Origin of the sequence: Sutterella sp. (assembly GCF_052272535.1) — a bacterium.
GTDB lineage: Bacteria > Pseudomonadota > Gammaproteobacteria > Burkholderiales > Burkholderiaceae_F > Sutterella.
In genome coordinates, this window is record NZ_DAVZJY010000040.1 from 1 (window position 1) to 13385 (window position 13385).

The following is a 13385-nucleotide window of genomic DNA, read 5'->3' on the forward strand; positions in this document are numbered from 1 at the left end:
TGCGAGCACCGTGGCGAGCGCGACGCCCCCTGCTCCCATCCCGCAGACGAGAACGAAGAAGAGGTTCCCGGCGATGTTGAAGACCGTGGCGGCGAGGAGCGCCCAGAGCGGCGTCTGCGTGTCGCCCTGACTGCGGAAGACAGCCGCGAGGAAGTTGTAGATCGAGATGAAGGGCATCCCGAGGAGATAGACCCGGAGGTAGGACTCGGAGTCGGCGATCACGGAGGGCGGCACCTCCAGGACCTCGAGCATCCAACCGGCGGCGGCTTCTCCCACAATCGCAGCGGCCACGCCGAAAACGAGCGCGACGAAGAACGCTGTGTGCACCGCCCTGCCCGCCCTCGCCTCGTCCTTCATGCCCAGCGCGCGGGCGACGACGACGTTGGCGCCGAGTGCAAGCCCCATCACGAGGTTCACGATGAGGCCGATCACGGGGACGTTGTTGCCGACGGCCGCCATTGCCTCGTCCGAGACAAAGCGCCCGAGGACCATCACGTCGGCGGCGTTGAAGAGCTGCTGCAGGATGGCCGTGAAGGCGAGCGGGAGCGCGAAGAAGATCATCTTGTCCCAGAGGGACCCGTTGAGCATGTCGATCTTTCGGCTGAGGCGCATGGGGATGGTTCCGTTTTGGCGGTGAGACCCGGAGTCCGCGGAGATGAACCGCGGCGCTCCGGGAGAGCGTGTTCGGGGAGCGGCGGGCGGAAATCCGGCGCCGAATCAGAGATTCTACGGGTTGAAAATCGGCCGCGTCTCAGGGAGACTGCCTACGGTCACGCCGTCTTCAGCCGGTCGCCCTGCCCGCCCGGACCTTCGGCGTCAAGGTCTTCTGGTGGCGGAAGTAGAGCCACGTGAGCGCGATCGTGGTGATGATCCAGCTCACCGGGTAGACGGTCATCAGAACCTGGAAGGTCGGCTCGGCGGCGAAGACCGTGTAGACCCAGATCACGCGGATCACGGAAATGCAGAAGAGCGTCACCATCGCGGGCGGCATCGAATAGCCGTAGCCGCGCATGGCGTCCGAAACCGTCTCCATCACGACGTTGATGGGCTCGGCCGTCACCACCCAGAGGACGCGGGTGAGCGCGAAGGCCATGACGGATTCGCTCGACGTGAAGAACCCGAGAACCGCCTTTTCGAAGAGAAGCACGAGGCCGATCAGGATGAAGGTGGCCGCGAAGTTGAGGCCCATGGAGACCAGAGTCGCCCGACGGCAGCGCGCGAGGTTGCCCGCCCCGTAGTTCTGGCTCACGAACGTCGTGGCGGCGAGCCCAAAGGCGTTGATGAAGCAGTAGACGTTGATTTCGATCGTGAAGGCCGCGACCGAGCCGGCCATGGCGTCCGCGCCGAGTCCGTTGATCGCCGCCTGGATGATGAGGTTCGAGAAGGAGAAGACCGCTCCCTGAACGCCCGCGGGCCAGCCGATGCGCACGATCGAGCGGAGCGCTTCGCGGTCGACTTGGAAGAGCCGCCCGATGCAGAGCTTCAGGGGCCCGGCCATCCGGGTTTCGCGCCAGAAGAGGATGCCCGCGGCAAGCGCGTTGGCGAGCACCGTGGCGAGCGCGACGCCCCCTGCTCCCATCCCGCAGACGAGGACGAAGAAGAGGTTCCCGGCGATGTTGAATACCGTTGCGGCCACAAGCGCCCAGAGCGGCGTCTGCGTGTCGCCCTGGCTGCGGTAGACGGCCGCGAGAAAGTTGTAGACCGCGATGAAGGGCATGCCGAGGAGGTAGACGCGCAGATAGGTTTCCGCGTCCTCCCGCACGGCCGGCGGCACCTCAAGGATCGAGGTGATGAGGTCTGAGAAGAGCTCTCCGAAAACCGCCATCAGAAGGCCGAACACCACCGCGCCGAAGAAGGAAGTGTGCACGGCGCGGTTCGCCCGCTCTTCGTCCTTCATGCCGAGCGCGCGGGCGACCACCACGTTCGCGCCGAGCGCAAGCCCCATGCACAGGCTCACGATGAGCCCGATGATCGGGACGTTGTTGCCGACGGCCGCCATCGCCTCGTTCGAGACGTAGCGTCCGAGAACCGCGACGTCCGCGGCATTGAAGAGCTGCTGCAGCACGCCCGTGAAGGCGAGCGGCAGCGCGAAGACGATCATCTTGTCACAGATGGAGCCTTCCAACATGTCGATTTTTCTGCTGCCGCGCATCTCACGTTCCGCCCGATCAAATGCTTTCATGGAAAAGACCGGCGGCGCGCCCCATTCCAATGGACGCGTTGATTCACCGGTTGATCTCTGCCATTTTATGGAAGCGTCAGCCCGCTCCCCGTGCCTTGTGCTCTCAGGGATTTGTCGGATTCTCGAAAGGCGCGCCGGTCGTATCGAAAACCGCCACCCCCTGCTCCGCTCCGACGGCTTGTGGGCGGCCTTCCGGCACCACTGCCTCAAAGGTGAGGCGCTCACCCTGCGGGCATTCCGTGGAGGGGGAGGTGCCGGATCTCTTTCTCGATCGCGTCTCGAGGTTCCTCGGCTGACGACGCTCCGTTCGGGCGGCCGCCTCGGGGAATACCGCCAAAGCCGCCCGTCCTTTCGGGAGGCCCTAGGATTCGCCGAGCATCACCCGGATGATCTCGCGGTCGGTGCCCACCATGCCGCGGCTCGCGATCCGGCCGACGGCCGCCGCCGTGTCGTCCGTGGTCTCCTGCACGATGCCGTCGCCCGGACGGAAGGCGCAGTCGTTCTTCACCATGTCGAGCGCAAGGATCGCGCCCTCGACCGACATCGAGATCTTCGCCGCGCAGGAGCTCTTCGCACCGTCGCAGAGCAGACCCGACGAGATGGCGAGCGCGTTGCTGATCACCTTTTCGATCTCTTCGTCCGTGCAGTCCATCAGATAAGCGATGCCCGCGCCCGCTCCGCACCCTGCACTCACGGCGCCGCAGTAGGCCGAGAGTTTCCCGATCCCCTGCTTGAGGGCGACCGTGATGAGATCGGAGAGGAGGACGCCGCGCAGGAGCTTTTCATGCGGGACGCCCAACCCTTGGGCATAGACCGCCACCGGGACGCTTGCTGTGATGCCCTGGTTGCCGCTTCCCGAAACGATCACGACGGGCAGTTCGCAGCCGTTCATGCGGGCGTCCGATCCGGCCGCCGCCCATGCGCGGGCGCGGAGCACCAAGGGCGTCTCCACCTCCGTGCGGGAGAGCAGCACCCGACCGATGCCGCAACCCCAGTTCTTCGAGAGCCCTTCGCGGGCGATCGCGAGGTTCTTTTCAATCTGCGCGGCGAGGCAGGGTTCAAGATCGTCTAAGGGCATCACGCGCGCGGCGGCGATGAGGTCGGCGATCCGCCATTTCTCGACGGTGCGCTCCTCCTGCGGACGGTCGCCCTCGGAGAGGATCTTATGGCCGTCCTCCTCGATGCAGGTGATGTTCGTGTGGTACGTGCGGATCGTCACCGTATCCGTGCGGCCGTTGAGGCGACCCGTTATGCGGATGAAGAAGACGTCTGGCTCGTTGGACTGCCGCACGACCATCGGCTCCTTCACGCGCCGTCCGATCTCGGCGCGTTCGGCGTCGGTGATTTCGGCGAGAACCTGAAGCTTCGCCTCGGGGCGGCGCGCGACGAATCCGGCCGCTACCGCGGCTTCAATGCCGTAGAGGCCGCCCGTGTTGGGAACGATCACGCTTTTCACGTTCTTCACGATGTTGCGCGACACCTCCACCTCAATTTCCTCGGGATAGCCGCCGAGCCGCCTGCCGGCTTCGGCAGCCGCGTAGGCGAGCGCAATGGGTTCAGTGCAGCCCATGGCGGGCTGAAGCTCTTCAATGAGGGCGCGGCGGTAGTGAGTGTATTGGTCGTTCATGAGTCTGGTTCCGGGACGCGCCCGGGAAAATGGAGGAAGGAGTCTTGACGCACTCTCCGCCCTGAAGGACGGGGCTTGCGCGAGGCCGGATTTTTGGTCAGCGTGTCGGCCGCCGTACCATAAGGAAACCCTACTCCCGGGACAAGAGAGGAGATTCGATCATCGGACTTTTCCGAATGCGCATCGCTTTGGAAGCTTCCGTTGGGCGCGGGTTCAGTCCCGTGCACCTCAACACGCTCCGAAGGGAGAAGCTTCACGTGTCGTACGCATGATACCCGCGAGGATGGTGATCTCCAATCTCGTGGGTGTTCCGCTTTCGAGCTTCACCGCTCGAGCGTCGGCCAGAGCGAATGGTTCGCCCCAGGAGGAGTATCGGAACCGTCTGGTAGGGAGTTGCGTTCCGGAGAGCCTGATGCGCATCGCATTGCGAGCTCCGGCTTGGGAGCTTTGAATCAGGCACTTCTCCCGGGACGGAGTTTCCTCCGTCCCGGGCCCTGTCGGCGTTAAGAAGCGCTCATGGCCCAACCCAGCAGAATCGCGATCAAGAACAGCTTGATGGCGCCACGCAGGACGAGTACCATGATGGCAACTGGATCATGGTGTTGCATGATCAGTTCCCTCCAAAGCGGTCGACACATGCAAGGTAGTAGCTTGCAGTTCGACCGTTTTGCTTTTCCTGATGCGCTCTCCCCGCAACAGCCGGGACTTTCGCGCCTCATCGCGGATAAGCAAACGGAGAACTCCCCCGAAGACGCCGTCGAGCTCGTCCGCGAGATGGCGGCCGACCCATCGCCCTGGTGATCGGCCTCGGGATCGACTACCGCGAAACGAACCATGCGCCGGACAGCAAAACGCCCCGCAGTCCTTCGAGGACCCGGGGCGTTTTGTTGGAAGACTTCCCGTCCGCCGATGGTTCGGATGCGAACTGCGGTAATCCGCCGCAAAGCCCTCAGGGAGCGGCCTCAGTGCGTGCGCTCCGCCGTCTCGGAGCGCTCCCGGCCGGCGAGCGACTCGTCGACGTGGCCCGCGACCAAGGGAATGAAGCGCTGGTTCGTGCTCCCGCGCCAGGCGCCCTGCTTCTCGACGTGAAGCTTTTGGACGTAGGGGCCGTCCACCAGCATGTCGATGTAGGGCATCAGGGGCGAGTCCTTCACGTGCGCGTAGGTGCGTCCCGTCCAGACCCAGATGGTCTTCTCGGGAAACCTCTCCTTGATGCGCTTGAGGAGCCCCGTGAGCGTTTCGGCGTGCTCGGGCTCGAAGGGGTCTCCCCCGAGGAGAGAGAGGCCCGCGATCCACTTGGAGTCGAGCGCCTTCATGATCTGCGCTTCGGTTGCTTCCGTGAAGGGCTTCCCGGCCGTAAAGGACCAGGACTCCTCATTGAAGCAACCCTTGCAGTGCACGCGGCAACCCGAGACGAAGAGGGACACCCTCACGCCCGGGCCGTTCGCCGTGTCGTAGCCCGACAGGCCGATGTAGTTCATTGCCTCGCCCTGGTCCTTACATGCTCTTGCGGTTGTGGATCTCGGCCATCTTGCCTTCGTTCATGCGCGAGACGCCGTTGACGTTGGAGTAGCCGAGGTAGCCGCAGACGCGCGAGATCACCGAGAGGTTGGAGCTGCCGCACTTCGGGCACTTCATGAGCACGTTCGTGCTGTGCGTGCCGCAGTCGCCGCAGTACGCGCTGTCGAAATTCACGCCCTGGTAGAAGCCGAGCTCCATGCCGCGCTGGATCACGGCCTTCACCGCGTCCATGTTCTCGGGATTGTCGAGACGCACGTACTGGATGTGGCCGCCCTCGCAGAGGTGGAAGTCGCGGAACTCGCGGTCCTGCTTCTCAAAGGGCGTGATCTCCTCGGTGACGTTCACGTGGAAGGAGTTCGTGAAGTACTGCGGGCTGTAGTGCTCGGTGTGCGCGAACACGTTGTCCACGCCCATCTTGCGGCAGAAGGCGTCGTACTGGCGCGCCTGCGTCGCGCAGAGGCTCTCGGCGGGCGTGCCGTAGATCGCGTAGAGCCACCCGTCCTCCTTCTTGTAGGTGTTGATCTTCGCCTGAAGGTGGCGGAGCACTTCGGCCGAGAAGTCGCCGCCCTCTTCCACGAGGCGTTTGCCCGTCCAGAGGTAGGTCGCTTCGTCAAGCGCGGTGATGCCGAACGAGGCGGTCATGTAGCGCACGAGGTCGCCCACTTCGTCGTCCGGATCCTTCGTGCCCTCGTAGAAGCCCCCCTGCGTGAAGGCGAGCGGGTTCGAGGAGCACTTCTGACGGCGGATGATGTCGTAGCGCTTCTTGAGGAATTCGCGGATCACCTCGAGGCGCTCGTCAAGTTCGGCCCAAAAGGCGGTCTTCCAGTTTTCGGGATGGTCGATCTGCGTCGCGCGGATGATGAGCGGCAGATTGAGGCTCACCGCGCCGATGTTGCAGCGGCCGATCGAGATGTACTTCCCCTCCTCATTCGCCCAGGGCGAGAGGTAGGCGCGACACCCCATCGGGCTCGTGATCACGCCGTGCTCTTGGAAGAGCTTCGAGACGGTGCCGTATTCGGACGAAAGCGACAGGTAGTCCGGGTACATGCACTCGGTCGAGGTGAGGACCGCGGCGTCGAAGAGTTCGGACGAATACGGGTCGTCGGCGATCTGCTTGGCGTCGTAGAGGTAGACGAGTTTGGGGAACACCACGGGCTTGTGGTGCGGGCCGTGGCCGCCGCGGCGGACCTGCAGCATGACTTCGTTGAGCTTCGCGAGCCATTTGCGCTCGACGGGTGCGTAGTCCTTGATGTTCCACTGGCCGAAGGTGATCGTCGTGAAGGCGAAGTCGCCGCGCGAACACGGAACCGTGTTGAGCTTGAGTTCGAGCGACTGGAAGCCCTGCTCGAGCTCGCGGATCACGTCCTTGTCGCTCTGCTCGGCCGCCTTCTCCTTCGAGAGGCCGAGTTCAAGGTACTTCTGGTTGGCGGTGTCCCAGCTCTTGAGCACATAGGGCAGGAGCACCTTGTCGAGCTCGGCGAGGGTGAAGCCGCCGAACTGCTGCGCGGTGGCGACGAGCGTAATGTCGCCCACGACCTGCAGGGCCGAGAGGACGGTCTTCGGCTCGGTGTAGCGGACGTTGGACATCTCGAAGCCGCCCTTGAGAACATTGCCGATGTCGAAGAGGCAGCAGTTGATGCACCCGAGGATCATGTCGCGCATGTCGTGGATGTAGATGTCGCCGCGGTCGGCGAATTCCTTCTCACGCCCCGAGAGATAGAACTGACGGTAGAGGGACTTCGTGAGGAAGCCCTTGATGAGCGAGCCCTTCGTTGAGACGAGCGAGCTGTCGAAGTTCGCGTTTTCGCGGTCGCCCAAGCGCAGCACGTCGTCGGCGTCCTGGCGCAGCTGCTCGAAGGTCTTCGCGTAGTTGTTCTTGTAGTAGCGGTACTCGGCGTAGGAGGTCGCGACGTCCTTGAAGCCGAACCCGGCGAGCGTGCCGATCACGAGCTCGTGGAGCTCGGAGACGGGCACCTTCTTCCTCGCCTGCAGACGCTCGCGGATCGAGTCCGCCATCGTGTTCATCACTTCGTCGGGGATCGTCTTGTCGCAGCGGAAGGCCGCCTTCTTGATGGCGTCGACGATCTTGAGCGGCTTGAAGTCTTCAAGCGTGTTGTCTTTCTTGAGAACCTTGAACATTGCCAATTCCGATCCCTCGTACATGTTGATGCGGACGGTGCGCAGCGGGATGTCCCCCGCGTCCGGCCGGCGTGTCTGGTGCGCCGAGCGCTTTCCGGACGGGCGCGGCGAAAGGCGCCGCACTAGGAAGACCGTCCGGGGTCATGAGTGGTCCGGAAGTGTAGCGGTATTTTCGAAGGGCAAAGTGTGCGGAAAACTCATCCCCAGGGACCTCAAGGCCCCGGAGAGCACTTAGACGATTGAGACTGCAGGGATTTTTGCCGCCATACCACGTTCGCGCTATCCCTGAAACACGTGTGCGGCGATTGGTCGACGTAGACAAATCGCAAAACACAACATGTAGTTTGTCCGAATGCGGCGGCGCAACCGCTTGAAGGAGGGGTTTTGGGCGTTCCGGCCTCTTCTGCGGCCGGGTTTCCTTTGCTTTCCGGGAGTTGCGGTGCGTGGGCTTCCCGCGTGTCGAAATGCGCTCGGTGACGACCGGATCGGACCAAGATGAGGGTTCGGAAACCCTCCGAAGACACCCGATGGCTTTGTCCGCGTCCAGCCGCCTCCCGCACCCCCGGTATTCGGGGGTGCCTTAGGCACTTCACCTAAGTTTGAGGGGCCGGGCGCAGGTATTCTTCGGGAGGGCCGGAAGCCGGCGCGCGCTTTGCTGTGGGTCTACATCGGATCCGGAGCGGCTTCGCCTCCGGCGGCGTCCCACCCTCCTTGTCTTCAAAAAGGAAATCCAACGATGAATCCCGTCTTTCCCTGGATCGGCATAGCCGTCCTCGTACTCTGCGGCTGGGCCATCGTGAAGAAGTACCAGGTCAACATGGTTCTCCTTCTCGGCGGTCTTCTCCTCAATGCGCTCGCCCTCTGGGGCGGCGCGGACATCTTTCCGAAGAAGTTCAATGCGACGGGTCTCCTCGGCTTCGACCTCGTCGAGCTGCTGCGCACGATCAGCGTGTCGCAGGTGAGCGGCGTGGGCTTCCTCATTTTGATTTCGGGCGGCTTCGCCGCGTACATGCAGGCGATCGGCGCCTCGGACCGCTTCGTGACGGTCTGCGCCAAGCCGCTCTCGCTCATCAAGAACCCGTACATCATCCTCGCTGCGGTCTTCATCGTCGGCCACTGCCTCGGTCTCGTGATCACGTCCGCCGCGGGCCTGGCGATGCTGATGGTCGTGACGGTCTATCCGCTCATCATCCGCGTGGGCTGCTCGCCCTTGGCCGCCGCCGCGGTCGTCGCAAGCGTGCTCGCGATCGGCTACGCCCCGGCGTCTGGCACGGCGAACTTCGCCTCGCAGCTCGTGCACCTCGACCCGATCGAGTACCTCGTGCGCTACCAGCTCCCGATGGCCGTTCCGACCATCCTCGCGATGGCCCTCGCCCACGTCTTCACGCAGTACTGGTTCGACAAGAAGGAAGGCAAGGGTGAGGTCGCGAACCTCGGCGAACTCGAGCAGAAGCTCGAGAAGCTCGAGAAGACGCCGGCCCTCTACGCGGTGCTCCCGCTCCTGCCGATCGCGCTCCTCCTGGTCTTCAATAAGTTCGTCTGGGGCGTTTCGATGAACGTCGCCACTGCGATGTTCATCGCGTGGATCCTCGCCTTCATCGTCGACCTCATCGTTCGCCGCCAGGTGAAGGAGTCCTTTGACCTGTCGTTCGCGATGTTCAAGGGCATGGGCTCGATCCTCACCTCGACCGTCGGCCTCATCTTCGTCGCGGCCTTCTTCGCCAAGGGCCTGCAGAACATCGGCATCGTCGACCTCCTGATGGGCGGTGCGCGCTCGATCGGCCTCGGCTACGAAGGCACCTCGGTGGTGCTCTCCGCGATCGTGGGCGTCGTCACCGTCCTCACGGGCTCGGGCGTTGCCGCATTCACGAGCCTCGGTCAGCTCGTTCCCGACGCCGCGCAGCACTTCGGCATGGACGGCATCTCGATGATGCTCATGATGCACACGGCTTCGGAAATGCTCCGCGCCATGAGCCCGGTCGCCGGCGTGATCATCATCGTCGCGGGCTTCGCGAAGGTGAACCCGCTCACGATGGTGAAGCGCACGATCATCCCCTGCCTCACCGGCTACGTGGTGATGCTCGTCTCCGTCTCCCTCATGTTCGGGTGACGCACGCTCCCGCCTCCCTCCTCCGGAGCTCCGGCTCCGGAGACGGTCGGCGGGTTGAGCGGTGTTCAAGGAAAAGCCCGTCCGAAAGCGAATTCCGGACGGACTTTTTCATTCTCCGCCCCCGCGGCGTTCCGGCGAGTGGCCGGAACCGGAGGGGACTGACCGGTTAGGTTAAATATCGAGCACCCGCGCGAGGAAGCCGCCGACGGCGGACTGCGCCTGCGGGAGCGCGAAGAGCGTGTGCGGAGCGCCCGGGATCAGGACGATCTCGACGTCCTCGTAGTCGGCGAGCGTGCGCCCGGCGTGGCCGAGGGCCTCGTCGTTGTCGAGCCAGCTGTTGGCGCGGCTGAAGAACTTGTCGGTGGCGCTCATGACGTTGAGGACCGGGAGGTCCTTCGGAATGTTCGTGCGGTGCGCGGCGACGTGGTAGTTGTCTTCGCAGGACCAGGAGAAGATCATGCGGGCGGTTTCGGGATGCCCCTCGGGAGCGGTGAAGCGCGCGGCTGCGACGCCTCCCTCGCTCGTGCCGGCGACGACGTAGCGTCCGTCAAAGCCCGGGACCTCGTCGAGGCGCTTCGCGGCGTTCAGGAGCTCCGCGGAGCGAAGCGCGTGCACGCGCTCGTAGTCTTCGCGCGCAACGGGCGAGGAATACGTGATGCGGCCGGGAAGCTCGAAGGAGTTAGGGCAGAGGAAGCCGATGCCGAGGCTCGCGAGCCACCGGCCGAAGGCCTTCACGGGTTCGCCGACGCCGGAGCTGCCGTGCGCGAAGAGCACGAGGGGCTCTTCGGAGAGGTGGATCTTGTCCTTTGGGAATTCGTCGAGCGGGCCCTCGTAGATCCCCCAGGGGGCGACGTAGAAGGCCTTCTCAAAAGTGCGCGCGAGGGTCTCCTCGGTGTGCTGATCGGCGGTGCCCGAAACGGAGCCGGTGATTTCAATCGCCATGATGCGGGGTTCCTCCTTAGTGAGTTGGACGCGCTCCGGGCGGGCGGAAGGCCCGCGCGCCCGGGTGCGGCTCGGCAAATAGTACAGCGCCGGACGGCGCGCCACGATTAGAATTCCCTCCGCGGTTTTGCGCCGGGGCCACCTCCGTCGTCATACGCCGCTTCCTTTCCGCTTTTCCGTTTTGGTCTCTTCGAAGAGCCATGCTCCAGAACGCTCTCCCGACGGTCTTTCTCCTCGGGGGCGTGGGCGCCCTCTCGCGCTACGCCGTCCTCGTCCTTGCGGCCCGCCTCATGGGGCCCTTCCCATCCGGAATCATCATCGTCAACACACTGGCCGCCCTGATCGGTTCGACGCTCGTCGCCGCGCAGGCGCCCGAGTCCGTCGGACTCGCCCTCGGCGGCGGGTTCGTCGGGAGCCTCGGCACGCTCTCCTCGCTCTGCTCCGAGACGATCTCGCTCGCCGAGCGCCGCAAGTTCGGCCAGATCGCGCTCTTCATCGGGCTCACGCTCGTGACGGGCGTCGCCGCGACGCTCGCCGGCTTCTCGATCGGGGAGGCGCTCCGATGACGAAGGACCGGCTCCTTGAACTTCTCCTCATTTTCGCCGGCGGGGGCGCGGGCGCCCTTCTGCGCGTCCTGATGGAGGCGCCCGCCTGGGGACCCTGGATGCCGGCGAACTTCCTCGCCTGCCTCCTGATGGGGTTCTCTTCGGCCCTGGTGCAGCAGGGATTCTTTGCGCCGATGGCGGCGTCGCTCTGGAAGGCGCTCGTCCATACGGGTTTCCTGGGCGGCCTCTCCACCTTCTCGGTCCTCTCCATCGCCGCCTGCGTGGAGGCGGACGGGAATCTCCTCTACGCCCACTGGCGGCTCCTTGAACTCCTCGCGGGGTTCTGCATCGCCGCGGTCTTCGGCTTCGGCCTCGGGCGCTTCTTCGTGCGGATCTTCCCCGGCGCGGGGGCGAGATGACCGCGGGCGAACCGCTGACGGACGCTTCAGGAAGGGATGCGACCGGAGAAGAGGCGGCCGCGCGTTGGTACCGGGTTGCAGGGCCGCTCTTCATTGAACCGGACGGGAGGATGGAGGACGGGCTCGAGGTGGTGCTCACCGCCCATCATTCCGTCTCCATTCCGGCGGCGACGGAGTCGCGCGCCCGCGAAGGCGCGGCCCTCCCCCTCGAGCGGCTGGGCGCCAACGCGCTCCTCGACTGCCGGTGGGACGCCACGGCCCGGGCCCTTAAGGGAACGCCCGCCATCGTCTCTCGCCGCAGCCGCCTCGGTCGCGAGACCCGGGAAACGTTGGCTCAGGGCTTCTTCACAAGCCCGCCCGCGCTGCTCGAGGCCGGTAGACTACCCAAAGACCCCGTCGACTGGCGACGGCCCGCCGCCGCTGCGGCGAAGGGCTTCCTCGGGTTCCTCTTCCTGCTCCTCGTCGTGGGCGCGTTGGCGGCCTAGCGCAGGAAGCGACGTTCGTCCAATGTGTCGGAACAAAAAACGCATTACGTTCGGTAATACCGCATGGTTGCGTAGAAACGCTCCGAGGAAACCGGACAACGGAGCGCACAATCGTCTTGAACCGCCCTGAAGCTCAGGCATTCAACCGAGGCGGCGCCGCCGCACCAAAATAGGGATCCCGGCCCGAAGCGCCACCCTGCTTCTTGATTCAGGCGCTCCCGAGGCCTCAAGAACGCAAAACGCAAGAACCAGCAAACACCGCACCACCTCCATGACCGACTCCTCCACAAACGATCCCGGACTCCGCCTCACCGAACCCGTCGCCGCGGGCATGATCCGCGGCATGAAGACCACCGCGCCCCTTCTCGTCGGCATCATTCCGCTCGCCTTCATTCTCGGCACCCAGGGCGCGCAGCACGGACTCACCGGGGTCGGCATGTCCCTGATGGCGGGCCTCAACTTCGCGGGCGGCAGTGAATTCGCGGCCGTGGCGCTCTGGAGCGCCGCGCCCTCCTTCGTTGTGATCTTCATCACGACCTGGCTCATCAACTGCCGCCACATTGTTCTCGGTGCGGCGCTCACGCCCTGGATGGAGCGGCAGAAGCTCTCGGTTCCTAAGGAAATGCTCGCCTTCTTCATCATGTGCGATGAGACCTGGGCGCTCTCGATGCAGGACGTCAACCGCCGCAGGAAGGCAGGGCTGCCGGCCGAGAAGATCTTCTCCTGGCCCTTCCACATGGGCGTGGGCCTCACGCTCTGGTCCTCGTGGTGGTTCACCGCCGGCGTAGGCGCGCTCTTCGGCGGCGCCTTGGGCGACCTCTCCCGCTGGGGCTTCATGATGGCCTTCCCCGCCACCTTCATCGGTCTCGTGGTCTCCATGCGCCCGACCCTCAAAAAGTCCCTCCCGATGGCGGTCTCCGCCGTCGCCGCGGCCCTGGCGAGCCTCTGGCTCCCGCTTCACTGGAGCATCCTCATCGCCACGATCCTCGGTCTCGGAACCGCCGTGGTGAAGAACGACTGATTGGAGACGCTGGAAATGACATCTGAAATCTTCGCCTTCCCGTCCCTGCAGGAATTCATCGTGATCCTCGGGATGCTCGCCGCCACGTATTCGACGCGCCTGATCGGCTGGCTCGTCCTCAGGAACCGCCCCGTGTCGCCCACGACGCAGCGGGTGCTCGACGCCGCGCCGGGCTGCGTGATGATCTCGATCGTCGCGCCCGCCTTCATGACCACCAACGTCGTCACGCTCGTGACGCTCGCGGCCACGGTGCTCGTCGCCTTCCGCGTCAACCTCGCCTGGACCATCCTCTTTGCGGTGGGGTTCAACGCGCTGCTGCAGACGTTCTTGTGACTGCTCCTCGCTTCACTGACAACAGCCCCGGCTTGCCGGGGTCTTACACTGTCTCGACGAG

General features: G+C 64.6%; 13 protein-coding genes. 7 read left to right on the forward strand and 6 right to left on the reverse strand.

Annotated features, from left to right (window positions below):
* From ACT6Y9_RS03650 to ACT6Y9_RS03660, 3 genes are all read right to left on the reverse strand, one after another.
* A partial coding sequence (locus tag ACT6Y9_RS03650) for an MATE family efflux transporter (RefSeq protein ID WP_443743532.1) occupies nucleotides 1-612 on the reverse strand: 612 nt, incomplete at its 3' end.
* 169 nt (nucleotides 613-781) lie between these two features.
* A complete protein-coding gene (locus ACT6Y9_RS03655; RefSeq protein ID WP_443743533.1) occupies nucleotides 782-2152 on the reverse strand; it encodes an MATE family efflux transporter in 1371 nt (456 codons plus the stop codon).
* A 391-nt stretch (nucleotides 2153-2543) separates the two neighbouring features.
* On the reverse strand, nucleotides 2544-3809 hold the full coding sequence (locus ACT6Y9_RS03660) for an L-cysteine desulfidase family protein (RefSeq protein ID WP_443743534.1): 1266 nt from the start codon (nucleotides 3807-3809) through the stop codon (nucleotides 2544-2546).
* Nucleotides 3810-4460: 651 nt separating this feature from the next.
* Between ACT6Y9_RS03660 and ACT6Y9_RS03665 the strand changes: the two genes are divergently transcribed.
* Nucleotides 4461-4610, forward strand: coding sequence for a hypothetical protein (locus tag ACT6Y9_RS03665; RefSeq protein WP_443743535.1), 150 nt, complete (start codon nucleotides 4461-4463; stop codon nucleotides 4608-4610).
* A gap of 161 nt (nucleotides 4611-4771) precedes the next feature.
* Here the strand turns inward: ACT6Y9_RS03665 and nrdG are convergent, their stop codons facing one another.
* Both nrdG and nrdD read right to left on the reverse strand, forming a co-directional pair.
* Nucleotides 4772-5290: an anaerobic ribonucleoside-triphosphate reductase activating protein gene (nrdG, locus tag ACT6Y9_RS03670; RefSeq protein ID WP_443743536.1), complete on the reverse strand. Its 519-nt coding sequence runs from the start codon at nucleotides 5288-5290 to the stop codon at nucleotides 4772-4774.
* 16 nt (nucleotides 5291-5306) lie between these two features.
* Nucleotides 5307-7469: an anaerobic ribonucleoside-triphosphate reductase gene (gene nrdD / locus ACT6Y9_RS03675; protein WP_295480291.1), complete on the reverse strand. Its 2163-nt coding sequence runs from the start codon at nucleotides 7467-7469 to the stop codon at nucleotides 5307-5309.
* 736 nt (nucleotides 7470-8205) lie between these two features.
* Here nrdD and dcuC point away from each other — a divergent pair.
* On the forward strand, nucleotides 8206-9579 hold the full coding sequence (dcuC, locus tag ACT6Y9_RS03680; RefSeq protein ID WP_443743537.1) for a C4-dicarboxylate transporter DcuC: 1374 nt from the start codon (nucleotides 8206-8208) through the stop codon (nucleotides 9577-9579).
* Nucleotides 9580-9750: 171 nt separating this feature from the next.
* On the opposite strand, the gene ACT6Y9_RS03685 is transcribed toward dcuC, so the two are convergent.
* Nucleotides 9751-10521 (reverse strand): alpha/beta hydrolase, encoded by a 771-nt coding sequence (locus ACT6Y9_RS03685; RefSeq protein ID WP_443743538.1) that lies wholly within the window; start codon nucleotides 10519-10521, stop codon nucleotides 9751-9753.
* A 200-nt stretch (nucleotides 10522-10721) separates the two neighbouring features.
* Here ACT6Y9_RS03685 and ACT6Y9_RS03690 point away from each other — a divergent pair, with 200 nt between their 5' ends.
* The 5 genes from ACT6Y9_RS03690 to ACT6Y9_RS03710 all read left to right on the forward strand — a co-directional run bounded on the left by ACT6Y9_RS03690 (nucleotide 10722) and on the right by ACT6Y9_RS03710 (nucleotide 13324).
* A complete protein-coding gene (locus tag ACT6Y9_RS03690) occupies nucleotides 10722-11087 on the forward strand; it encodes a fluoride efflux transporter FluC (protein ID WP_443743539.1) in 366 nt (121 codons plus the stop codon).
* On the forward strand, nucleotides 11084-11485 hold the full coding sequence (locus ACT6Y9_RS03695) for a CrcB family protein (RefSeq protein ID WP_443743540.1): 402 nt from the start codon (nucleotides 11084-11086) through the stop codon (nucleotides 11483-11485). The genes ACT6Y9_RS03690 and ACT6Y9_RS03695 overlap by 4 nt, the downstream gene beginning before the upstream one ends.
* A complete protein-coding gene (locus tag ACT6Y9_RS03700) occupies nucleotides 11482-11970 on the forward strand; it encodes a hypothetical protein (protein ID WP_443743541.1) in 489 nt (162 codons plus the stop codon). The genes ACT6Y9_RS03695 and ACT6Y9_RS03700 overlap by 4 nt, the downstream gene beginning before the upstream one ends.
* Before the next feature lie 271 nt (nucleotides 11971-12241).
* A complete protein-coding gene (locus ACT6Y9_RS03705) occupies nucleotides 12242-12991 on the forward strand; it encodes an AzlC family ABC transporter permease (protein WP_443743542.1) in 750 nt (249 codons plus the stop codon).
* Between the two features lie 15 nt (nucleotides 12992-13006).
* Nucleotides 13007-13324, forward strand: coding sequence for an AzlD family protein (locus ACT6Y9_RS03710; RefSeq protein WP_443743543.1), 318 nt, complete (start codon nucleotides 13007-13009; stop codon nucleotides 13322-13324).
* Nucleotides 13325-13385 lie beyond the last annotated feature (61 nt).

Bases quoted from the DNA above. Each gene is read 5' to 3' on its own strand.
- ACT6Y9_RS03655 (WP_443743533.1), bottom strand. From the start codon at position 2,152: ATGCGCGGCAGCAGAAAAATCGACATGTTGGAAGGCTCCATCTGTGAC.
- dcuC (WP_443743537.1), top strand. From the start codon at position 8,206: ATGAATCCCGTCTTTCCCTGGATCGGCATAGCCGTCCTCGTACTCTGC.
- ACT6Y9_RS03685 (WP_443743538.1), bottom strand. From the start codon at position 10,521: ATGGCGATTGAAATCACCGGCTCCGTTTCGGGCACCGCCGATCAGCAC.
- ACT6Y9_RS03700 (WP_443743541.1), top strand. From the start codon at position 11,482: ATGACCGCGGGCGAACCGCTGACGGACGCTTCAGGAAGGGATGCGACC.
- ACT6Y9_RS03690 (WP_443743539.1), top strand. From the start codon at position 10,722: ATGCTCCAGAACGCTCTCCCGACGGTCTTTCTCCTCGGGGGCGTGGGC.
- ACT6Y9_RS03710 (WP_443743543.1), top strand. From the start codon at position 13,007: ATGACATCTGAAATCTTCGCCTTCCCGTCCCTGCAGGAATTCATCGTG.
- ACT6Y9_RS03705 (WP_443743542.1), top strand. From the start codon at position 12,242: ATGACCGACTCCTCCACAAACGATCCCGGACTCCGCCTCACCGAACCC.
- ACT6Y9_RS03695 (WP_443743540.1), top strand. From the start codon at position 11,084: ATGACGAAGGACCGGCTCCTTGAACTTCTCCTCATTTTCGCCGGCGGG.
- nrdD (WP_295480291.1), bottom strand. From the start codon at position 7,469: ATGTTCAAGGTTCTCAAGAAAGACAACACGCTTGAAGACTTCAAGCCG.
- nrdG (WP_443743536.1), bottom strand. From the start codon at position 5,290: ATGAACTACATCGGCCTGTCGGGCTACGACACGGCGAACGGCCCGGGC.
- ACT6Y9_RS03660 (WP_443743534.1), bottom strand. From the start codon at position 3,809: ATGAACGACCAATACACTCACTACCGCCGCGCCCTCATTGAAGAGCTT.